Origin of the sequence: Sphingopyxis sp. C-1, assembly GCF_001047015.1 — a bacterium.
Lineage (GTDB): Bacteria > Pseudomonadota > Alphaproteobacteria > Sphingomonadales > Sphingomonadaceae > Sphingopyxis.
The window spans coordinates 1100888-1121370 of record NZ_BBRO01000002.1; the positions used below are offsets into that span (position 1 = coordinate 1100888).

Genomic DNA, 20483 nt, shown 5'->3' on the forward strand with positions numbered 1-20483 from the left:
TCCCCATGACGCTGAATATCATTTTGCTGGGTCCGCCGGGGGCGGGCAAGGGAACGCAGGCGGTTCGGCTCGAAGAAGAGCATGGCATGGTCCAGCTCTCGACTGGCGACATGCTCCGCGCGGCGGTCAAGGCCGGGACGCCGATCGGCGTGCAGGCGAAAGCCGTCATGGACGCGGGCGAACTCGTCTCGGACGAAATCGTCTCGGGCCTGATCGGCGAACGGCTCGACCAGCTTGGCAGTGACGTCTCGGTGATCTTCGACGGCTATCCTCGCACCGCGGCGCAGGCCGAAGCCCTCGATGGCATCCTGTCGGCACGCGGCCGCAAGCTCGACCATGTGATCGAACTGCAGGTCGAGGAAGACGCGCTTGTCGACCGCATCACCGGCCGCTTCAGCTGCGCCAAATGCGGCGCAGGCTATCACGATCGATACAAGCTTCCCAAAGTGGACAATGTTTGTGACGTTTGCGGGTCGGAGGAATTCAAGCGCCGTCCCGACGACAATGAGGAAACGGTGCGCACGCGCATGGCCGAATATCGCGCCAAGACCGCTCCGATCCTGCCGATCTACGAAGCGCGCGGCATCGTGACGCACGTCGACGGAATGGCGCCGATCGACGAGGTCAACGACGCGATCGAAACGATCCTCGCGGGCTGAGGCTAGCCAGTCCTCCCAGCGCCGGTTATTGAGGCGCCAAGGGGGACAGGCTGATGGCATTTTCCAGTTATTTCGCGGGCGCGGCGACGATCGCGGCACTCGCTTTGGCGCCGGCCGCAAACGCCAAGGTCGTCGACCAGAGCGAGGCGGGCTTCACCGTCGCGCACACCGCACAGGTCGCCGCGACCCCCGCCGACGTGTGGAAAATGCTCCGCATGCCCGAAAGCTGGTGGTCAAAGGATCATAGCTGGTCGGGCGACGCCGCGAACTTCTGGCTCGATTCGCAAGCCGGCGGCTGCTTCTGCGAAAAATTGCCCGATACGGGTGCGGGCGTCGGCAGCGTTCAGCACGCGCGCGTCCTCTTTTCGAAACCGGGCCAGATGCTGCGCCTGTCGGGCGCGTTCGGCCCGCTGCAGGGCGAAGCGCTCAATGGCACGCTGACCATCCAGATCAAGGAAACCCCGACGGGCAGCGCGCTGCGCTTCGACTATGTCGTCGGCGGCTATATGCGCTTCAAGGTCGCGGATATCGCGCCCGCGGTCGACAAGGTGATCGGTGAGCAATTGCTCGGCCTCGCCAATGCGCTCGGCGGCGCGCTGCCGCCGACGCGCGACGAAAAGGCAGCGGAAAAGCCGAAATCGGAAACACCGGCGGCGAAGGAAGAGCCTGGGCTCGACGCCGCGGTCGCCGATCTGGTCGAGGAAGAAGCGAAGCCCGTCCCTGACGAAGGTCGTTAGGCGTCGGGCTTTCCGCGCAGCTTCGCTAAGGCCGCAAACGGCCCCGCGGCATCCTCGCTGAGTACGCCCTTTTCGGCAAGGATGCGGTCGGCGTCGGGATGGCGCGGGAACGGGTCGAGCGCGAGCGACAGCGTCTGCACGGCCGAATCGCCAAGATCGACCCTGTCGCCTTCGAGCGGGAGTAGGTCGAGATCCTCGCTTCCGATCTCGATCTCTTCATCTTCGCCCACCGGCGCATCGACATCGCGCAGAAAGCGGAGGTCGAAAGCTTCGTTGATCGTCGCCGGAACGGGCAGGTCGGTCGCGGCGCAGGCCTGTATGACATCGGCCCGCACTTCGCCTTTCGCGCCGATTCCGCCCGCGATCGCGCGGACTTCAGCGGTCAGTACAAAGCGGTCGATCGCAACCAGGCCGAGCCGCCGGGCGATCGCGTCGCGCGCGCCGGCATCGGCTTCGGCTGAAATGACGCGACCATGTGCTGCGTCGGCGAGCGTCACGACCAGCGGAAATTCAGGTGCGCTCACGCCCGCGCTCCGTCCAGCCGATCGGCGACGATCAGGTCGGGCACTGGCGTTGCTGCAAGCTGGCTACGCAGCGATGCGACTTCCGCCATCACATGCGCCAAACCGGCCTCGTCCGGCTCCACCCCGCGCCACAGGTTGCGGACCAGTGCGGCGCGCAACTCGGCCGATCCGTCGGCCGAGCGATATGCGCCCAGCCGGCCGCCCAGCGCGCTCATCATCCGGCCCACCTGTTTGCCCACGACCATGTCGCCAAAGCCGATCTGACGCATCTGTCCGTCCATGTCGCCGACGAACAATTCGGTCAGTTGGACACCCGCGAGACCCTGTGCCGGTTCGTCGTCGATCCGGTGCAGGACGAGCGCAAGCACGAGGCTGATCATGTCAAACCTGCCGTCGAGCGTGTCGGGCACCGTACCTTGCGCATACCAGTGCGGCGCGCGCGCGGTTGCGACGACGGCATTCCACAGCGGGCGACGCGCCTCGCGCGGATCGGGTTCAGACGAGAATAATTTGCGAAGTGAAGAAAACATGCGGACCGCTTAGGCCGAATCACGTCATCGGAAAAGGGGCCTGAGTCAGCTTGGCGCAAGCTTTGCCGCGGCATAAGCCGCTTGTGCGCGCCGACCGCTTGCGGTTAAGAGGCGCGATTGCCAGCGCCCGCTTAAAAAGGGCGCAACGGAGATATGTTGATGCCGATCCATGAGCCCAAACTTTCCGCCCGTCCCGTGCGTCTGATCGTCGCCGGGCTGGCGCTCGCGCTGACCGTCAGCGGCTGTTCGCAGCTCAAGGGCCGGCAGGGCTATGTCGTCGACCCGCTGTTGACCGAAGCGATCACACCTGGCGTCGACAACCGCGAGTCGGTGGAAAAGACGCTGGGCCGTCCGACTTTCGTCGGCCAGTTCAGCAACAATGAATATTATTATGTGTCCCGCGAAACGCGCCAGCTCGCCTTCGCCAAGCCGCGCCCGGTCGATCAGCAAGTGCTGCGCGTCCGCTTCGATCCTGCTGGCAACGTCGCTGCGGTCGACCGTACCGGCCTCGAACTGGTGAGCCGGATCAGCCCCGACGGTGACAAGACGCCGACGCTTGGTCGTCATCGCAGCTTCTTCGAGGATATCTTCGGCAATATCGGCGCGGTGGGTGCGCCGGGTGCGCCCACCGGGCAGTAAAGCCTGCGATCTCTGGATTGGAAAGCGGCGGCGCCCAAGGCACCGCCGCTTTTTCTTATTGTGCGATCCCGCCTGCCGCCAGCACGGCGAGCGTGACAAGGTCCGACGCTGTCGATGCCATCGTCGCGACCTGCACCGGCTTTTCCATGCCGACGAGCATCGGGCCGATGACGGCACCGCCGCCGAGTTCGCGCAGCAGCTTCGCCGACAGGTTCGCCGACTGCAGACCCGGCATGATCAGGACATTCGCGGGGCCCGACAGGCGGCAGAAGGGATAATTCTTCATCACCTTCTCGTTCAGCGCGACGTCGGGCGCCATTTCGCCTTCATATTCGAAACCGGGCTTCCGCTGGTCGAGGATCGACACCGCCTCGCGAATGCTCTCCAGCCAGCTTCCCTCGGGATTGCCGAAGGTCGAATAGGATAGGAAAGCGACGCGCGGTTCGTGACCCATGCGGCGCGCGACCTGCGCGGTGCGTTCGGCGATATCCGCGAGCATTTCGGCCGTGGGCCGCTCGTTCACCGTGGTGTCGGCCATGAAGATCGTGTGATGTTGGTCGACCAGGATATGGATACCGAACGGCGTCTTGCCCTCGGCATGGTCGATCACGCGCCGGACTTCGCGCATCGACTGCGAATAGGTGCGTGTCGTGCCCGTGATCATCGCGTCGCCGAGCCCCATCTTGAGCAGCAGCGAACCGAAGATGTTGCGGTCGCGGTTGACCATGCGCTCGACGTCGCGGCGGAGATATCCCCGGCGTTGCAGCCGCTCATAGAGCATCTCGACCATCTGCGGCACATGCGGCGAATTGACGCTGTTGTGGACTTCGAAGCTTTCGGCATCGGCGACGCCCATCGCGCGCAGCTTGTCGTGCAGCCCTTCGCGCCCGACGAGCACCGGAATGCCGTAGCCGCCATCGCGGAACTGGATCGCGGCGCGCAGCACGACTTCCTCTTCGCCTTCGGCAAAGACGACGCGCTTCGGATTGTTGCGCGCGGCTTCATAGGCGAGCGTCAGGACCGAAGTCGTCGGGTTGAGCCTTGCGCGAAGCTGGGTGCGATATTCTTCGAGATTATCGATAGGGCGCTGCGCAACGCCGGTCTTCATCGCGGCTTCAGCGACCGCCGCGGGGACGATTTCCATCAGGCGCGGGTCGAAAGGCGAGGGGATGATATATTCGGGGCCGAAGCTCGACGCGCGCCCGCCATAAGCCGCGGCGACCTCCTCGGGCACCTGCTGGCGCGCGAGGTCGGCGATTGCGTATGCGGCGGCGATCTTCATCTCTTCGTTGATAGCAGTCGCATGGACGTCGAGCGCGCCGCGGAAGATGAAGGGGAAGCACAGCACGTTGTTGACCTGGTTCGGATAGTCCGAGCGCCCGGTCGCGATGATCGCGTCGGGGCGGGCTGCGCGTGCGTCGGGCGGCGAGATTTCGGGATCGGGGTTCGCCATCGCGAAGATGATCGGCGCGGGCGCCATATCCTTCACCATTTCGGGCTTCAGCGCGCCCGCGGCCGACAGGCCGAGGAACACGTCGGCGCCGACCAGCGCTTCGGTCAGGTTGCGCGCTTCGGTGGGCACGGCATGCGCCGATTTCCACTGGTCCATGCTTTCGGTGCGGCCCTGATAGATGGTGCCCTTACGGTCGCACATGATGACATTTTCGTGCCGCACGCCCATCGCCTTGATCAGCGCGGTGCATGCAATCGCCGCAGCACCGGCGCCGTTCACGACGACCTTCACCGTCGCAAGGTCGCGGCCTGTCAGGTAACAGGCGTTGATCAGGCCCGCCGCGGTGATGATCGCGGTGCCATGCTGATCGTCATGGAACACCGGAATGTTCATGCGTTCTTTGAGCGCCGCTTCGATGATGAAGCAGTTCGGTGCCGCGATATCCTCGAGGTTGATGCCGCCAAAGCTCGGCGCGAGCAGTTCGACCGCTTCGATGAAACGCTGGGGATCTTCGGTATCGACCTCAAGGTCGATGGAATCGACGTCGGCAAAGCGCTTGAACAGCACCGCCTTGCCTTCCATCACAGGCTTCGAGGCGAGCGCGCCGAGGTTGCCGAGGCCAAGGATCGCGGTCCCGTTCGAAATCACGGCGACCAGATTGCCCTTGATCGTATAGTCGTAGGCCTTTGCAGGGTCCTCGGCGATGGCGTTCACCGGAACCGCGACACCGGGCGAATAGGCAAGGCTGAGGTCGCGTTGCGTCGCCATCGGTTTCGATGCGACGATCTCGATTTTCCCGGGCCGGCCATATTCGTGGTAAAGCAGGGCCTCGCGGTCCGAAAACTGCACCTTGCTGCCACTGTCCATCATTAATCCTCTCAACTGATCCACAAGATGCGCGCCCGAGCCCATTCCCTAGCGTCGCCTTGGCGAAATGGAACCCGCGAATCGCGTGGCATGCTTGCCACGGGCCCATATCCATACCAAAGCATGTCGCATGCCTGTCACCGCCCGCTCTGCCGCCAATTCGAATAATGTCGCCCCCGCCGCAACGCCGATGATGGCGCAATATTGGGCGCTGAAGGAAAAAGCGGGCGATTGTTTGCTCTTCTATCGCATGGGCGACTTCTTCGAACTGTTCTTCGACGATGCGAAGGCGGCCGCGTCGACTCTCGATATCGCGCTGACCTCGCGCGGTGAGCATGACGGCCAACCGGTGGCGATGTGCGGGGTGCCGGTGCATGCGGCCGAATCCTATCTCGCGCGGCTGATCCGCGCCGGTCACCGCGTCGCGATCGCCGAGCAGATCGAAACCCCGGCCGAGGCGAAGGCGCGCGGCGGATCGAAGGCGCTCGTCGCGCGCGACATCGTGCGCTTCGTCACCGCGGGCACACTCACCGAAGAATCGCTTCTCGAAGGGCGCAGCGCGAACCGGCTTGCTGCGCTCGCGCAAATCGGCAGCGACGGCGAGGTGGCGATTGCGGCCGCCGATATTTCGACCGGACGGTTCGAGGTTGTCGCTGTGGCCGCTCTGGCGGTCGATGCCGAACTCGCCCGGCTGGCGCCCTCCGAATTGTTGCTCAGCGAAAGTGCCGAAGACTTGCCGATATCCTCGGCGCGGCAGATTGTGCGCCGCCCGTCCGCGGACTTCTCCAGCACCAGCGCGCAAAAACGCCTCGAAACCTTCTTCGGGGTTCAGACGCTCGACGGTTTCGGGCAGTTCGGCCGCGGCGAAATCGCCGCGATGGGCGCGCTCGTTGCCTATCTCGATCATGTCGGCACGGGCGGCCCGACCTTTCTCCAACCACCCCTGCGTCATCTCGCCTCGGGCCGGATGGCGATCGACGCCGCGACGCGCGAAAGCCTCGAACTCGTCCGCACGATGGCGGGCGGCCGCGAGGGTAGCCTGCTCGGCACGATCGACCGCACCGTCACTGCGGCAGGCGCGCGCCTGCTGGCCGACGATCTCGCGAGCCCGTTGACCGACAGGGACGCGATCATCGACCGGCTCGACCTTGTCGATGGTCTCGCGCGCGATGCCTTGTGGCGCGGTGAACTGCGCGCGGCGCTGCGTGCCTTGCCCGACGCCGGGCGTGCGCTTGGTCGCCTCGTCGCGGGACGCGGCGGACCCCGCGACCTTGCGCAACTGCGCGATGCGCTCGGTGGCGCACGGCTTCTGCGCGAACGGCTCGCGCGCCGCGCCGATCTGCCGCCCTTGCTCGCGCGTCTCCTGCCGGGGCTCGACGGTCATGGCACGCTGGTCGACGAACTCAGCCGCGCATTGATCGAGACCCCGCCGGTCGATGCCGCGCAGGGCGGATATGTCGCCGAAGGATACGACCATGCGCTCGACGCGCTGCGCGAAACCGCGCGTGACGGGCGCAAGGCGATCGCCGCGCTAGAGGCCGACTATCGCGACCGCACGGGCATCGCATCGCTCAAGATCCGCCACAATGGCGTGCTCGGCTATCATGTCGAGGTGCCCGCGAAGCACGCCGATGCGCTGATGGCACCGGAATCGGGGTTCACGCATCGCCAGACGCTTGCGGGGGTCGTGCGCTTCAACTCGTCCGACCTGCATGAAGCTGCGAGCCGGGTGACGCAGGCGGGTGTCCACGCCGTTGCCGCTGAGGCTGCGCACCTCGAATCGCTGACCGACGCGGCCATCGCGCGGCGCGAAGCGATTGCTGCGAGCTGCGATGTCCTCGCGCGCATCGACGTTGCCGCCGCGCTTGCCGATCATGCAATGAGCCACAATTGGTGCCGCCCCGATCTCGCCGACGAGCCGTGCCTCGATATCGCGGGCGGTCGTCACCCCGTCGTCGAGGCCGCGCTTGCGAAATCGGGCGAGCGCTTCGTGCCGAACGACGTCTCACTGTCGCCGCGCGATCGCCTCTGGCTCGTCACCGGTCCGAACATGGGCGGTAAATCGACCTTCCTCCGCCAGAACGCGCTGATCGTCGTGCTTGCGCAGGCGGGCGGGTTCGTGCCGGCGGCGTCAGCAAAGCTCGGGCTCGTCGACCGGCTGTTCAGCCGCGTCGGCGCGAGCGACAATCTCGCGCGCGGGCGCTCGACCTTCATGGTCGAGATGGTCGAGACCGCGGCGATCCTGGCGCAGGCCACCCCGCAAAGCTTTGTCATCCTCGACGAGGTCGGGCGCGGCACCTCGACCTATGACGGGCTCGCGCTCGCCTGGTCGGTGGTCGAGGCGGTGCACGAGGTGAACAAGTGCCGCTGCCTCTTCGCGACGCATTATCACGAACTGACGCGTCTCGCCGAAACGCTGAACGCGCTGTCGCTCCACCACGTCCGCGCGCGCGAATGGCAGGGCGATCTGGTGCTGCTGCACGAGGTGGCCGAAGGCCCGGCGGATCGCAGCTACGGCCTCGCGGTCGCGCGGCTCGCGGGCGTTCCGGCGGGCGTGGTCAAGCGCGCAGAGGCGGTGCTCGCGAAGCTTGAGGCGGGACGCGAGGCGACCGGCGGGCTAGCCGCGGGTCTCGACGACCTCCCGCTCTTTGCGGCCACGCTTGCCGAGGCGCCTGCCGCGGTGAAGGATGCGCTGCGCGACGCGCTGGCGGGGATCGACCCCGACGCGCTGGCTCCGCGCGAGGCGCTCGACGCGCTCTACGCGCTCAAGCGGCTGATGGCGGACGAGGCATGAGCGACCTGTTCGACAACCTCGACCAGCGCCGTGCGATCATCGATCGCCGGGCGCTGGCGGGGCGGCTCGACGAGATTGCGGGCGAGACGAGCGACACCGGCAAACGTCGCCGCGCAATGGTCGACCTTCTCAAGGGCGCACTGGAAGCGGGCCGCGCAGAAATCGAACGCCGGCTGCTCGAACGCCCTTCGGCGGGCCGCGTTGCGGCGAACGCGACGGCATTCCTGATCGACCAGATCGTCCGCCTCAGCCACGATTTCACGACGGGTCATCTCTATCCCGCAAGCAACCGGTCGGCGGGTGAGCGGATCACGCTGATCGCGGTCGGCGGCTATGGCCGCGGCGAGATGGCGCCGCACAGCGATATCGACATCGGCTTCCTCACCCCGTTCAAACAGACGAGTTGGACCGAGCAGGTGATCGAGGCGCAGCTCTATACGCTCTGGGATCTCGGGCTGAAGGTCGGTCATTCCAGCCGCTCGCTCGACGAGATGGTGCGCGCGGCGAAAGAGGATCTGACGATCCGTACCGCGCTGCTCGAAGGACGCTTCATCTGGGGCGACCGCGACCTGTACGACCAGGCGTCGGCGCGCTTCGATGCGGAAGTCGTCGCAGGCAATGCCCGGGCGTTCGTTGCCGAAAAACTGGCTGAACGCGACGAGCGCCATAAGCGCATGGGCGATTCGCGCTATGTCGTCGAACCCAATGTGAAGGAAGGGAAGGGGGGACTGCGCGACCTTCACACGCTCTTCTGGATCGGCAAGTTCATCCACCGCGTCCGCACCGTGCCCGAGCTCGTTGACGCCGGACTCCTGTCGGGCCGTGAGCTACGTCAGTTCGAGCGCGCCGAAAATTTCCTGCTCGCGGTGCGCTGCCATCTCCATACGCTTGCGGGGCGCGCCGAGGATCGGCTGACCTTCGACTTCCAGCCCGAAATCGCGCGCCGGATGCATTTCGCCGATCGGCCGGGAAAGAGCGCGGTCGAGCGCTTCATGCAGCTCTATTTCCTCCACGCCAAAAGCGTCGGCGACGTCACCGGCACCTTCCTTGCGCATCTCGACGACCAGATGGCGGCGCGCGGACGCCGCTTCCTGCCGACGATCCGGCGGCGCCCCGGCAAGCTCCACGGCTTCGTCCTCGACCGTGGCCGGCTCGCGCTGCCGAGCGACGATTTCTTTCAGCAGGACCCCGTCCGGCTGGTCGAGATTTTCGCGCTCGCCGACAAACATGGCCTTGAAATCCACCCGCAAGCGATGCGGCAGGCGCGCCACGATGCGAAGCTGATCGACGCGCGCGGGGTGCGCCGCATCGCGCGTGCGAACGAACTGTTCCTCGACGTGCTGACCAGCCCGCGCGATCCCGAAACGGTGCTGCGCTGGATGAACGAGGCGGGGGTGTTCGGCCGTTTCGTTCCCGATTTCGGCCGTGTCGTCGCGCAGATGCAGTTCGACATGTATCATCATTATACCGTCGACGAGCATACGATCCGTGCGATCGGGCTGCTCGCGGACATCGAACAGAACCGGCTGGCGGACGATCATCCGCTGTCGACCGCGATCATGGACCAGATCCATTCGCGGCGCGTCATCTATGTCGCGGTGCTGCTTCACGACATCGCGAAGGGCCGCGGCGGCGATCATAGCGTGCTCGGCGCCGAACTCGCGCTCCGTGTATGTCCGCGACTTGGCCTCAGCGAGGCGGAGACTGAAACCGTTTCGTGGCTCGTGCGCTATCACCTCCTCATGTCGGCGACCGCATTCAAGCGCGATCTCGCCGATTTCAAGACGATCCTCGATTTCGCGCAGGTCGTGCAGTCGCCCGAACGCTTGCGCCTACTGCTCGTGCTGACCGTCGTCGACATCCGCGCGGTGGGACCCGGCGTATGGAACGGCTGGAAGCGCCAATTGCTCACCGAGCTTTACGATGCCGCCGAGGAGGTGCTGCGCCTTGGCCATAAACAGCGCGGCCGCGAAGCGCGGATCGAAAGCAAGAAGGAAGCGGTTGCGGCTCAATTCGGTTTCGACCGCAAGACCTTCGACAAGGTCGCGAAGCGCCTTCCCGAAAGCTACTGGATCGCCGAACCGGTTGAGGTCATCGCGGCCAATCTCGTCCATATCCGGCAGGCGGGCGATGCGCCGCTGCATATCGCTGCGGTCCCCGACGATGACCGCGGCGCGACGCTGGTGATGGTGCTAGCCGCTGACCATCCGGGTCTCTTTTATCGCATCGCCGGCGGCATTCACCTTGCCGGCGGCAACATCATCGACGCGCGCATCCACACGACGCGCGACGGGCTCGCGCTCGACAATTTCCTTGTCCAGGATCCGCTGGGGCGCCCGTTCGCGGAGGCGGGTCAGATCGGCCGGCTGACGCGCGCGATCGAGGATGCGCTCGCCAACCGCCATAAATTGCTGCCCAAGCTCGAGGCGAGGGCGCTACCGCGCACGCGCGCCGAGGCCTTCCGCGTTGCGCCCAACGTCTTTGTCGACAACAAGGCTTCCAATCGGTTTACGGTGATCGAGGTCAATGCGCAGGACCGCCCCGCGTTGCTCAACCAGCTTGCCTATGCGCTCTTCCAGTCGAAGGTCACGGTGCACAGCGCGCATGTCGCGACCTATGGCGAGCGCGCGGTCGACACATTCTATGTGACCGACCTGATCGGCGACAAGATCGACAGCGCGGCGCGCGTGAAAAGCCTGGAAAAACGCCTGCTCGAAGCAGCGACGAACCACAGCGAGGATGCCGTCGCGGCCTAGAAGTCAAAGCCCTGCTGAATCGGGGCAATGGCGAGGGGCACGCCTTCGAGTTCGAGCATCCGGGCCTTGGAGGTCGAGCCGCCCGGTGCAGAGAAGCCGCCGATCTTGCCGCCCGCCGCCAGGACGCGGTGGCAGGGGATGATCAACGGGACAGGGTTTGTCGCCATCGCCTGTCCGACCGCGCGGGCATGTTCGGGGCCGGCGTCCAGCGCCCGCGCGACGGCGCCATAGGTCGTCGTCTCCCCCCAGCCGAGCGTGCGGACGAAAGCATAGACCTGCGCGAAAAAGGGCGGCTGCTGACCCGGATCGACCGGGACCTCGAAAAACTCGATTCGTTCGCCATCGAAATAGCGGATTGCCGCATCGATCACCGCCGCGATTTGGGCCGGCGGTTCCGCGCGGACGGCAGCGGGCAAGCGGCGCAGGATCGACCATGTGGTTTCGGACGCGGCCGGCGCGGGCAGCCGCAGGGCCGTGACGCCGGCCTCCGTCCAGCCGATCGCCGCGACCCCGGCCACGGTTTCGAAAAGCTGATACTCGCTTTGCCCGGCCATGCCTGTTTCTCCGTCGTTGCCGAAGATATAGGACGGATAACGCCCAAGCCATAGCGGCCCGGAACAACTTGCGAACCGATCGACAGCTTTCGGGTGGGAAGCGGAAGTTCAGTCACCCGTTTCCTTCATCCCGGGCTTGACCCGGGATCCCGCTTTTTTGGCACACTCACTGGATGCGACTTCAAGCGGGCCCCGGATCAGGTCGAACGAGCCACATGTCTCATTCGAGAGCGACGAAGAAGGACAGGGAAACTTACGCGCGAAACCCGTCTTCAACTCGCACGGCGTGCGAGGTAGACGCCCGCGATCATCAACGCGATCCCCGCGACGCGTTTGGTGTCGATCGCCGAACGCATTGCACCGAACAGGCCGAAATGATCGATCGTCGCCGCGCTGACGAGCTGGCCGACGAGCACGAAGAAGATCGCGTTGCCGACCCCGAAGCGCGGCGCGATAAAGGTCACCGCGATGACGTAGAAGGCGACGAAGATGCCGCCGAGGTAGAAGTGAAAGGGCGTTTCGGCCGACAGTCGCACTTGTCCCATCGACCCCGTCCACAGCGCGCCGGCAATGGCGATCAGCAGCGCGACCGCGAACAGCACGACCGACGCCGCCATCGGATGGCCGAGCTTTTGCCCCAGTCCGGAATTGAGCGCGGCGAGGATCGGGATGCCGATGCCGGTGAGCAGCATGATCGTGGCAAAGGCGGGTGCGTTGTTGGCGGCCATCTGTCTTCCTCCCCAATGTTCGCTCTTACAGGCCTAATTCCTCGAGCCCCGGATGATCGTCCGGGCGGCGGTCGCCGGTGCCGTCGCGCGGCCAAAGGAACAATCGGTCGCCCTCGGCAATCGCGACGTCGTTTATACTCGCGATGCGCCGCTGCATCTCTCCATTTTCGGAAAACTCCCAATTTTCATTGCCATAGGAGCGCCACCACTGACCCGCATCGTCGTGCCATTCATAGGCGAAGCGCACGGCGATGCGGTTTTCCGTGAACGCCCACAGCCCCTTCACCAGCCGATAGTCATGCTCGCGCCGCCATTTCGCGGTCAGAAAATCGACGATCGCGGCGCGGCCGGTGACGAAGGTCGATCGATTTCGCCACACGCTGTCCTCGGTGTACGCGAGCGCGACGCGCGCGGGGTCGCGGCTGTTCCAGCCGTCTTCGGCAAGGCGAACCTTTTGAACCGCGCTGTCATGGTCAAAGGGTGGGAGCGGGGGGCGGGACATCGGCTGTTCCTTTCTGGGATGGGCCTTTCAGGCAAAGGGTGTCGCGAATTCGATACGGATGCCGCCGGGCATCGCGCAGATGAAATGATGCGTGGTCGCCCCCTCGCGGATCGGTTCGGGATCGAATTCGATCACCGCGCCGGGATGGCCCTGCACGCGCGCGAAGACGGTGCGCAGCGCATCGAGGTCGGCGACGCGAAGCGCGAGATGGTGGAGGCCGATGTTGCCGCGGCGGTCGAAGGGCGTCGCGCTCGCGGGATCGGCGACCTGCCAGAGCGTGAGCAGCGTCGTGCCGTCGGAGACGAAGATCGCGGGATAGTCGGGGCGTTCGGCCGCGACGGTAAAGCCCAGGGCTTCGACGAAAAAATCGCGCGCCTCAACTACGTCGCGAACGGCGAGGCCGATGTGATGGGCGCCTTCTGTCAGCGATTTCGGGGTGATGTCATTGGTCATTCTATGTCCTTTCGTGGTTTTTCGGCTGACGACGGTTAGTGCCGCTCTGATTTGAGCGCGGCGATTTCGGCGCGTAGCTGGTTGAGTTCGGCTGCCATCGGCTGGATCGCGGCGGAAATTTCGGCCTCGGTGAAGCGCGGCGTGATGTGCTGCGAGCAATTCCATTCCCAGCCGATCACGTCGATGAATAGGGCGCGCTCCGGCGTCGCTCGATACGTCGTTGGCATCAGTGCAGTGACCGCGGCGGGGTCGTCGGCGAGTTCGACGCTGTGCGCGTGGCCGACGAGTTTCAGCCGCTCGCGGTTCGGATAATCCATCAGGAACAGCGAGACGCGGTCGTTGCCCTTGATATTGGCGGTGCTGATATATTGTTTGTTGCCGCGATAGTCGGCGAAACCGATCCGGTTGCCGGAGATGTGGCGGAGGAAACCCGCCGGGCCCCCGCGATGCTGCATATAGGGCCAGCCCTCGACATTGACGCTTGCCATATAGAAGCTGTCGCGTTCCTCGATAAAGGCAATTTCCTTGGCTGTCAGCGTGTCGGGGGTGCCGTCTGCACCGGCATCGAGTTTGGCGTAGGAGGCGCGCGATCCGTGGCGTTCTTGCTCCGCTTTCACCGCGTCGTCGAACAGCGTGTGTCGGTAATTCTGCGCCATCGTGCCAGCCTCTCTGCAAAAGGGAGCGAACGAAGGGCGTGGAGGAGGGGCGCGCCTTCGTTCGCCGGACCGGGAATAGGGCATTGTTCGATCGGTGATAATCGGGGAAGATCGAACAAGTTAATTCCATAAACTGGAATAATCATGGACCGGTTGCTCACCCTTGAAATGTTCGTCGCGGTTGCGAACGAGGGCGGTTTCGCTGCCGCGGCGCGCAAGCTTGGCAGTTCCCCGCCTGCCGTCACGCGTGGGATTGCGGCGCTCGAGGCGCGGCTGGGTACGGTTTTGTTTCACCGTTCGACGCGCGCGGTCGCGTTGACCGATGCCGGCGCGGCATTTCTGGAGCAGGCACGGCGCATCCTCGCCGACCTTGCGGGCGCCGAGCGCGAGCTTCGCGGCGCGGAGGCCGAACCGCGCGGACAGTTGCACCTGACCGCACCGGTGATGTTCGGACGGCTGCACGTCCTGCCCGTGGTGAGCGAACTGATGGCGCAGCACCGCGAGCTGTCGGCGCGAATGATGCTGATCGACCGCAATGTCCGGATCGTGGAGGAGGGGATCGACGTCGCGGTGCGCATCGGGCCGCTGGCGGACTCGGGGTTGAAGGCCGTGCGGATCGGCCGGGTGCGGCAGATGCTGGTTGCGAGCCCCGCCTATCTGGCGCGGCGCGGGGCCCCGGCACGCGTGGCAGAACTTACGGGGCACGACCTGATCGCCGCGATGGGGCCGCGTGCGGCGGGCGAATGGCAGTTCGCGTCGGGCCGCTGGCGCATCGAACCGCGCCCGCGGCTGGTCGTCAACACCATCGACGGGATTTTGGCGGCGGCTGAGGCTGGGCTCGGGATCGCCAATCTGCTGAGCTATCAGGTCATCGAGGCGGTCGATGCGGGGCGGCTGATCTCGCTGCTCGCGGATGAACAGCCATCCGCGTTGCCGGTGCATCTATTGTTCGAACCGTCGCGCGCGGGACTGCCCGCAGTGCGGTTGTTCATCGCGGCGATGAAAGCGCGGATGCGGATGGCGGGACTGGTTTGAAGGGTCGGCAGCGGCTGCCATCGGACTAGCGCAGCCCAAATGTTACAAATCAGTGGCTTTTTGGTGACGGCCAGATTCACGATTCTGTCATTTTAGCATAAGAATCGACTCCTAGAGGCCGCAGCGAACCAAGGCGCGGCGGGGCAACCGGTCGTGTTTGTCTGCAAACCCAAAAGGGGGCCTCAATGACCAGAATCCGTAAATTCCTTATGCTGACCGTCGCCCTGCCGCTCGCCGCTTGCGGCGCCGACGATGTGGCTTCGCCCGGCGAAGGTGTTGTCGTCATTCCCGCACCGACCCCCACCCCGACGCCGACTCCCACCCCGACTCCGACCCCCACGCCGACTCCCCCGGCGGCGAGCTGCCCGACGGGCACGGTCGACAAAGGCGTGATCGCGAACCGCCGCAACTGCGAAATCACCGGTCGCCTCAACGCCAATTTCCAGATCGCAAACCTCCCGGGCACGATCTACTCGCTCAACGGACGCGTCGACGTCGGCACCGATGTCGGCGGCGATGGCGCAGCGGCCGGTGGCCAGGCAGCGACGCTCACGATCGATCCGGGCGTCGTCATCTTCGCCTCGTCGGGCAACGACTTCCTCGTCGTCAACCGCGGTTCGAAGCTCAATGCCGAGGGCACTCCGACCAACCCGATCATCTTCACCGCACGTGCGAACGTCGTCGGCACCGCGACCGATACCAGCCAGGGCCTGTGGGGCGGCGTGATCCTGCTTGGCCGCGCGCCGATCAGCGATTGCCTCAGCGGCGCAGTGGGCGGATCGGCCAACTGTCAGCAGAACATCGAAGGCGCGACCAATGCCCTATACGGCGGCGCTACCGCGGCTGATAGCAGCGGCCGGATCCGCTATGTGCAGATCCGCTATTCGGGCTTCGAAATCGCGCCGGGCAACGAATTGCAGGGCCTCACCACGGGCGGCGTCGGCTCGGGAACGGTCATCGACCATGTTCAGGTCCACAACAGCTCCGACGACGGGATCGAAGTGTTTGGCGGCCGCCAGAACATGAAGAATCTGATCATCACCGGCGCCGACGACGATAGCCTCGACACCGACCTTGGCTACAAGGGCCTGATCCAGTTCGTGATCGGGGTGCAGCGCGCCGGCGGCAATTCGGGCGATGCGATGATCGAGGCCGACTCGAACGGTAACGAAGATGCGCAGCCGCGTCAGAACACGCGCCTTGCGAACTTCACCTTCGTGCATCGCAGCACGCTGGCCGCTTCGACCAACGCGATCCTGCTGCGCGGCGGTACCGACTATACGATGGTCAACGGCGTAGTGACGAGCCCCCGCTTCTGCCTTGACGTCGATGGCGCGACGACGATGCAGGCGGCAAACGCCGGTCTCGACGACGTCGGTCCGCCGGTGCTGAACTCGGTGGCCTTCGCCTGCACCGCAGGTGCCTTCGCGGAAGACGGCAACGTCACGGCGGCTGCCATCCAGGCGATCTTCAACCTGGGCACGAACAACAATGCGAGCTTCACCTCGACGCTGAGCAATGTTTTCGTAAACGGCGCCAACGAAACTGCGGTGACCGCATTCAACGCTTCGACGTTGAACCCGTCGGGCACCTCCTTCCTGGTGGCGACGCCGTACATCGGCGCGGTTCGCGACGCGAGCGACACTTGGTACCGCGGCTGGACCTGCGACTCGGCGACCGCCGACTTCGGCAGCGCCTCGTCGTGCACCTCGCTGCCGAGCGCCTGACCGCCAACACATTGACGAGGGGCGACGGCAAGGGCCGTCGCCCCCTTTTTTCGGATTAACTACAAGGGGGGACTCCTCATGAGGAAGTCGCACACATTCTCCAGCCTCCTGCTCCTGACCTCGGCGCTGATCGCGCCGAGCGCCATCGCGCAGACGAGCGAGCCGACCGAATCCGCGCCGGCCGCGACCACGCCTCCCCCCGCGGACGATGAACAGGTCGAGGTTTCGGTTCCCGGCGCCTCGTTCGATGGCGAAATCGTCGTCACCGGCCGTTACATTCCCAATATCGTACGCTCGACGCCGCAAGTCGTGTCGGTGCTCTCGAACGAGGAAATCGAACGCGCCGGCGACGGAGACATCGCGGGCGCGCTCCAGCGCGTTACCGGCCTGTCCGTCGTGGGCAACGGCTATGTATATGTGCGCGGCCTTGGTGACCGTTACTCGCTCGCTCTGTTGAACGGCTCGCCGCTTCCTTCTCCCGAACCGTTGAAGCGCGTCGTTCCCCTCGACCTCTTTCCGACCAGCATCGTCGGCAGCGCGCTCGTCCAAAAGACCTATTCGGCCAATTATCCGGGCGAATTCGGCGGCGGCGTGATCAACCTCACGACGAAAGCCCTGCCCGACGAACCTTTCCTCAAAATCGGGCTCGGCGTCAGCGGCGATAGCGAGACGACCGGCCAGCTCGGCTATACCTATTATGGCGGCGACCTCGACTTCCTGGGCTATGACGACGGCACGCGCTCGATCCGCGGCCCGCTCAAGGCGGCCTTGAACAGCGGCAAGCTCATCACCGAAGGCGCCGACTTCTCGGCGCGCGACATTCATGACATCGCGGCGAGCCTGTCGAACGCGTCGACCTCGCTTCTTCAGCGCAACAACAATATTCCGGTGAATTTCTCCGCGGATCTCAGCGCGGGTTCGCGCTGGGATATCGGCGGCAATCGTCTCGGCTTCATCGCCGCGGCCGGGTTCAGCAACAACTGGTCGACGCGCGATGCGGTCCAGCAGCTCTCGGGCGGCTTCGCCGAAGGGCGTCTCGACCCGAACGTCAATTTCCGTGCGGTGCGCACCGACAACCGGATCGTCGTCAACGGCCTGCTGGGCCTCGGCTTCGAGTTTGGCGAGCACAAGCTGCGTTGGACCAACCTCTATATCCACGACACGCTCAAGCAGTCGCGCCTGGCGACCGGTTTCGATGCCGAGGGTCTCGGCGACAATGTGCGGGTCATGAAACAGGACACCAATTGGGTCGAACGGCAGCTTATCGACACCCAGTTCGTGGGCGAATTCAAGTTCGACGATCTCAGCGTCGACATTCGCGGAACCTATGCGAACACCAAGCGCGACGCGCCCTATGAACGCAGCTTCAGCTATGTGTTCGACGAATCCATCGGCGACTATGTCAACAATCTGCGCGCCGGCGGCCAGAATGCCCGCATCGTGTTCAGCGATCTCAACGAAGATGTGTACGCCGGGGCAATCGACCTCGGTTACAAGCTTCCGACATCGATGAGCATCACGGTTCACGGCGGCTATGCTTACACCAGCACCAAGCGCGACGCTTCACGGCGCGAGTTCCGCTTCGTGCCGGCTGACGAACTGCCGATCCCGGTGACGCAGCAGCGCCCCGACTATCTCCTGTCGGACTTCAACATCTATACCTATGATATCCAGCTTACAGAGACTTCGGGTCAGGCGGGCGCGGCGGCCTATGAGGCCGGCCTTGATATCCATGCGGGCTATGGACAGGTCGAGGCCGAAGTCGGCCCCGGAATCACCCTGATCGCGGGCGTCCGCTATGAATCGGCAAAGCAGCATGTGACGCCGGTCGACCTTTTCGGTATCGGAACCGGCGGCGTCACCTCGACCCGCCTGAACAACAGCTATTGGCTGCCGGCCGCGACGGTCACCTGGAATTTCGCGGAAGACATGCAGCTCCGGCTCAACGCTTCCAAGACGATCGCGCGTCCGCAGTTCCGCGAGCTTGCGTTCCAAATCTATCAGGACACCGAATCCGACCGCCAGTTCTTCGGCAACCCCTTCCTCGTCGACAGCAAGCTGTTCAACGCCGAGGCGCGTTACGAATGGTTCTTTGGAAAGGGCGAACGCTTCACGCTCGCGGGCTTCTACAAAAAGATCGACAATCCGATCGAAGCCTTCGCTTTCCGTTCGACCGGCCAGCTCCAGACGAGCTTCGCAAATGCTCCCGAAGCGCAGCTCTACGGCGCTGAACTCGAGGTCCTGAAATATGTCCCGCTCAGCGGGGTTTCGGAATCGCCCTTCTTCGCATCGCGCCGTCTCGTGCTTGTGGCGAACTACACCTACAGCAAGTCGAAGATTAACGTCGGCGCCGACGACAACATCATCTTCTCGAACGGCGGTGTGCTTCCCGCGGCGGATTTCTTCCGCGATGGCGCGCCGCTCACGGGCCAGTCCGAACATGTCGGCAATCTCCAGATCGGGATCGAGGACCAGGACAAGCTGTCGCAGCAGACCCTTCTCCTTACCTATGCCAGCGAACGCGTGACGAACCGTGGTCCGTCGGGCACGCCGCAGCAGCCCGATATCAAGGAAAAGCCCGGCATCCGACTCGACTTCGTCGCGCGGCAGGGGATCACGCTGCTCGGGACCGAGGTCGAGCTCAAGTTCGAGGCGCGCAACCTGACCGGCACTCGCTATCAGGAGTTCCAGCAGGCCGGCGATTCGCGGATCGACATCAACAACTACAAGGTCGGACGCAGCTTCTCGATCGGCGCCGAACTGAAATTCTGACGTCTTCTATCATCGCGGGAAGGCGAGGGGTCGGCACGGTCCGGCTCGCCCGCCTTCCCCGCGCATGAAAAAGGGCGCAAGGCTGTTTCATGAAGGAAGCCGCGCCGTGAAGACGCCGCCCGGCGCCTTCAGCCGTTCGCCGGCCCCGCCATGGCTGCCGCCGCCGCGAGCAGCCCGCCGTTGAAACGCTGTGACAGCGCGGCGTCGGGGATCGCGTTGAACGCATGGATCGCCCCCGCATAGCTGTGCAGATCGACGGGCACCCCCGCCGCGACCAGGCGGCGCGCATAGTCGAGATTTTCGTCGAAAAAGAGGTCGAGGCTGCCGGTCGCGATATAGGCGGGGGGCAGGTTCGACAAATCCTCGGCCAGGCTTGGCGAAAACCAGCCGCGCCGGTCGTCGTCGGCCTTGTAGTCGCCCTGCAGCGCGCGCCAGCCGAAGCGGTTGCTCGGCCGCGTCCAGATGAATTCGCCGGTCGCCGGGTTGCCATAGGGACAGGCGTCGCTGCCGGTACGATGATCGAGCATCGGATAAGTCAGGAGCTGCCCCGCGATCGCCGGGCCGCCCAGGTCGCGCGCCATGATCGCGAGAGCGGCGGCCAGCCCGCCGCCCGCGCTTTCGCCCGCGACGACGATCCGGTTCGGGTCGAAGCCAAGCGCGTCCGACTGTTCGGCAAGCCATGCCAGCGCCGAGTGGCAATCCTCGTGCGGCGCGGGAAAGGGGTGTTCGGGCGCGAGGCGATATTCGACCGAAGCGACGGGCACCCCGGCGGACGCGGCCAACAATGCAGGGCCCGCCTGCATCTGCTCCACCGATCCCATCACCATCCCGCCGCCATGGATATGCAGGATCGCGCCGCCGCCCGGCCGCGTCTCCGCGGGGCGATAGAGAAATACCGGGATATCCGGTCCGCCATGGATCGACGGCACGACCAGCCTTTCGGGGGCGATCACCGGCGGCGGCAGGATCGAGTAGGTCTCCGCCGCCTTGGCACGAATTTGGGCGATCGGCGCGGAATCAAGATCGACCCGGGGAAACAGGTCGATCAGCGGCGCGATCTCGCGATCGACGAGGTGGCGGGTGTCCATTTCAAACTC

The 20483-nt window shown here is 64.9% G+C and carries 17 protein-coding genes; 8 read left to right on the forward strand and 9 right to left on the reverse strand.

What is annotated here, in order from left to right:
- Positions 1 to 5: 5 nt before the first annotated feature.
- A complete protein-coding gene (locus SC1_RS19950; RefSeq protein WP_193749234.1) occupies positions 6 to 659 on the forward strand; it encodes an adenylate kinase in 654 nt (217 codons plus the stop codon).
- Between the two features lie 53 nt (positions 660 to 712).
- The gene (locus SC1_RS19955) at positions 713 to 1396 is read left to right on the forward strand and encodes a hypothetical protein (RefSeq protein WP_062186294.1); all 684 of its coding nucleotides are present in this window, start codon (positions 713 to 715) and stop codon (positions 1394 to 1396) included.
- Here SC1_RS19955 and SC1_RS19960 read toward each other — a convergent pair.
- Complete coding sequence (locus SC1_RS19960; protein WP_062186296.1) at positions 1393 to 1920, reverse strand: DUF177 domain-containing protein; 528 nt, start codon at positions 1918 to 1920, stop codon at positions 1393 to 1395. The genes SC1_RS19955 and SC1_RS19960 overlap by 4 nt on opposite strands.
- Positions 1917 to 2450 carry a ubiquinol-cytochrome C chaperone family protein gene (locus tag SC1_RS19965; RefSeq protein ID WP_062186300.1) on the reverse strand — a complete coding sequence of 178 codons (534 nt, stop codon included), beginning with the start codon at positions 2448 to 2450 and terminating at the stop codon, positions 1917 to 1919. The genes SC1_RS19960 and SC1_RS19965 overlap by 4 nt, the downstream gene beginning before the upstream one ends.
- Positions 2451 to 2603: 153 nt before the next feature.
- Here SC1_RS19965 and SC1_RS19970 point away from each other — a divergent pair, with 153 nt between their 5' ends.
- A complete protein-coding gene (locus tag SC1_RS19970) occupies positions 2604 to 3089 on the forward strand; it encodes an outer membrane protein assembly factor BamE (RefSeq protein ID WP_083436014.1) in 486 nt (161 codons plus the stop codon).
- Between the two features lie 55 nt (positions 3090 to 3144).
- Here SC1_RS19970 and SC1_RS19975 read toward each other — a convergent pair whose 3' ends face one another.
- Positions 3145 to 5409 (reverse strand): NADP-dependent malic enzyme, encoded by a 2265-nt coding sequence (locus tag SC1_RS19975; RefSeq protein ID WP_062186302.1) that lies wholly within the window; start codon positions 5407 to 5409, stop codon positions 3145 to 3147.
- Positions 5410 to 5539: 130 nt separating this feature from the next.
- On the opposite strand from SC1_RS19975, the gene mutS reads away from it, so the two are divergent.
- Complete coding sequence (mutS, locus tag SC1_RS19980) at positions 5540 to 8203, forward strand: DNA mismatch repair protein MutS (RefSeq protein ID WP_062186305.1); 2664 nt, start codon at positions 5540 to 5542, stop codon at positions 8201 to 8203.
- Positions 8200 to 10959 (forward strand): [protein-PII] uridylyltransferase, encoded by a 2760-nt coding sequence (locus SC1_RS19985; protein ID WP_062186307.1) that lies wholly within the window; start codon positions 8200 to 8202, stop codon positions 10957 to 10959. The genes mutS and SC1_RS19985 overlap by 4 nt, the downstream gene beginning before the upstream one ends.
- On the opposite strand, the gene SC1_RS19990 is transcribed toward SC1_RS19985, so the two are convergent.
- The 5 genes from SC1_RS19990 to SC1_RS20010 form a co-directional block, all read right to left on the reverse strand.
- Positions 10956 to 11513, reverse strand: a complete 558-nt coding sequence (locus SC1_RS19990) for a methylated-DNA--[protein]-cysteine S-methyltransferase (protein WP_062186308.1) — start codon at positions 11511 to 11513, stop codon at positions 10956 to 10958. The two genes, SC1_RS19985 and SC1_RS19990, sit on opposite strands and share 4 nt — an antisense overlap.
- A gap of 272 nt (positions 11514 to 11785) precedes the next feature.
- Positions 11786 to 12241: a DMT family transporter gene (locus SC1_RS19995; protein ID WP_062186310.1), complete on the reverse strand. Its 456-nt coding sequence runs from the start codon at positions 12239 to 12241 to the stop codon at positions 11786 to 11788.
- 25 nt (positions 12242 to 12266) lie between these two features.
- The gene (locus SC1_RS20000) at positions 12267 to 12743 is read right to left on the reverse strand and encodes a nuclear transport factor 2 family protein (RefSeq protein WP_062186312.1); all 477 of its coding nucleotides are present in this window, start codon (positions 12741 to 12743) and stop codon (positions 12267 to 12269) included.
- A gap of 27 nt (positions 12744 to 12770) precedes the next feature.
- Positions 12771 to 13196: a VOC family protein gene (locus SC1_RS20005; RefSeq protein WP_062186314.1), complete on the reverse strand. Its 426-nt coding sequence runs from the start codon at positions 13194 to 13196 to the stop codon at positions 12771 to 12773.
- A gap of 35 nt (positions 13197 to 13231) precedes the next feature.
- The gene (locus SC1_RS20010; RefSeq protein ID WP_062186316.1) at positions 13232 to 13852 is read right to left on the reverse strand and encodes a pyridoxamine 5'-phosphate oxidase family protein; all 621 of its coding nucleotides are present in this window, start codon (positions 13850 to 13852) and stop codon (positions 13232 to 13234) included.
- Positions 13853 to 13996: 144 nt separating this feature from the next.
- Between SC1_RS20010 and SC1_RS20015 the strand changes: the two genes are divergently transcribed.
- The 3 genes from SC1_RS20015 to SC1_RS20025 all read left to right on the forward strand — a co-directional run bounded on the left by SC1_RS20015 (position 13997) and on the right by SC1_RS20025 (position 19386).
- The gene (locus tag SC1_RS20015) at positions 13997 to 14887 is read left to right on the forward strand and encodes a LysR family transcriptional regulator (RefSeq protein WP_062186318.1); all 891 of its coding nucleotides are present in this window, start codon (positions 13997 to 13999) and stop codon (positions 14885 to 14887) included.
- A gap of 185 nt (positions 14888 to 15072) precedes the next feature.
- On the forward strand, positions 15073 to 16614 hold the full coding sequence (locus SC1_RS20020; RefSeq protein WP_062186320.1) for a hypothetical protein: 1542 nt from the start codon (positions 15073 to 15075) through the stop codon (positions 16612 to 16614).
- Positions 16615 to 16692: 78 nt separating this feature from the next.
- Positions 16693 to 19386 carry a TonB-dependent receptor domain-containing protein gene (locus tag SC1_RS20025; protein WP_062186322.1) on the forward strand — a complete coding sequence of 898 codons (2694 nt, stop codon included), beginning with the start codon at positions 16693 to 16695 and terminating at the stop codon, positions 19384 to 19386.
- A gap of 128 nt (positions 19387 to 19514) precedes the next feature.
- Here the strand turns inward: SC1_RS20025 and SC1_RS20030 are convergent, their stop codons facing one another.
- Entirely contained in the window at positions 19515 to 20474 is a 960-nt protein-coding gene (locus SC1_RS20030; RefSeq protein WP_062186324.1) for an alpha/beta hydrolase, read from the reverse strand.
- Positions 20475 to 20483: the final 9 nt, after the last annotated feature.

Bases quoted from the DNA above. Each gene is read 5' to 3' on its own strand.
- SC1_RS19995 (WP_062186310.1), bottom strand. From the start codon at position 12,241: ATGGCCGCCAACAACGCACCCGCCTTTGCCACGATCATGCTGCTCACC.
- SC1_RS19955 (WP_062186294.1), top strand. From the start codon at position 713: ATGGCATTTTCCAGTTATTTCGCGGGCGCGGCGACGATCGCGGCACTC.
- SC1_RS19990 (WP_062186308.1), bottom strand. From the start codon at position 11,513: ATGGCCGGGCAAAGCGAGTATCAGCTTTTCGAAACCGTGGCCGGGGTC.
- SC1_RS20025 (WP_062186322.1), top strand. From the start codon at position 16,693: ATGAGGAAGTCGCACACATTCTCCAGCCTCCTGCTCCTGACCTCGGCG.
- SC1_RS19970 (WP_083436014.1), top strand. From the start codon at position 2,604: ATGTTGATGCCGATCCATGAGCCCAAACTTTCCGCCCGTCCCGTGCGT.
- SC1_RS20005 (WP_062186314.1), bottom strand. From the start codon at position 13,196: ATGACCAATGACATCACCCCGAAATCGCTGACAGAAGGCGCCCATCAC.
- SC1_RS20000 (WP_062186312.1), bottom strand. From the start codon at position 12,743: ATGTCCCGCCCCCCGCTCCCACCCTTTGACCATGACAGCGCGGTTCAA.
- SC1_RS20010 (WP_062186316.1), bottom strand. From the start codon at position 13,852: ATGGCGCAGAATTACCGACACACGCTGTTCGACGACGCGGTGAAAGCG.
- SC1_RS19975 (WP_062186302.1), bottom strand. From the start codon at position 5,409: ATGGACAGTGGCAGCAAGGTGCAGTTTTCGGACCGCGAGGCCCTGCTT.
- SC1_RS20015 (WP_062186318.1), top strand. From the start codon at position 13,997: ATGGACCGGTTGCTCACCCTTGAAATGTTCGTCGCGGTTGCGAACGAG.
- SC1_RS19950 (WP_193749234.1), top strand. From the start codon at position 6: ATGACGCTGAATATCATTTTGCTGGGTCCGCCGGGGGCGGGCAAGGGA.
- SC1_RS20020 (WP_062186320.1), top strand. From the start codon at position 15,073: ATGACCAGAATCCGTAAATTCCTTATGCTGACCGTCGCCCTGCCGCTC.
- SC1_RS19965 (WP_062186300.1), bottom strand. From the start codon at position 2,450: ATGTTTTCTTCACTTCGCAAATTATTCTCGTCTGAACCCGATCCGCGC.
- SC1_RS19985 (WP_062186307.1), top strand. From the start codon at position 8,200: ATGAGCGACCTGTTCGACAACCTCGACCAGCGCCGTGCGATCATCGAT.
- mutS (WP_062186305.1), top strand. From the start codon at position 5,540: ATGCCTGTCACCGCCCGCTCTGCCGCCAATTCGAATAATGTCGCCCCC.
- SC1_RS20030 (WP_062186324.1), bottom strand. From the start codon at position 20,474: ATGGACACCCGCCACCTCGTCGATCGCGAGATCGCGCCGCTGATCGAC.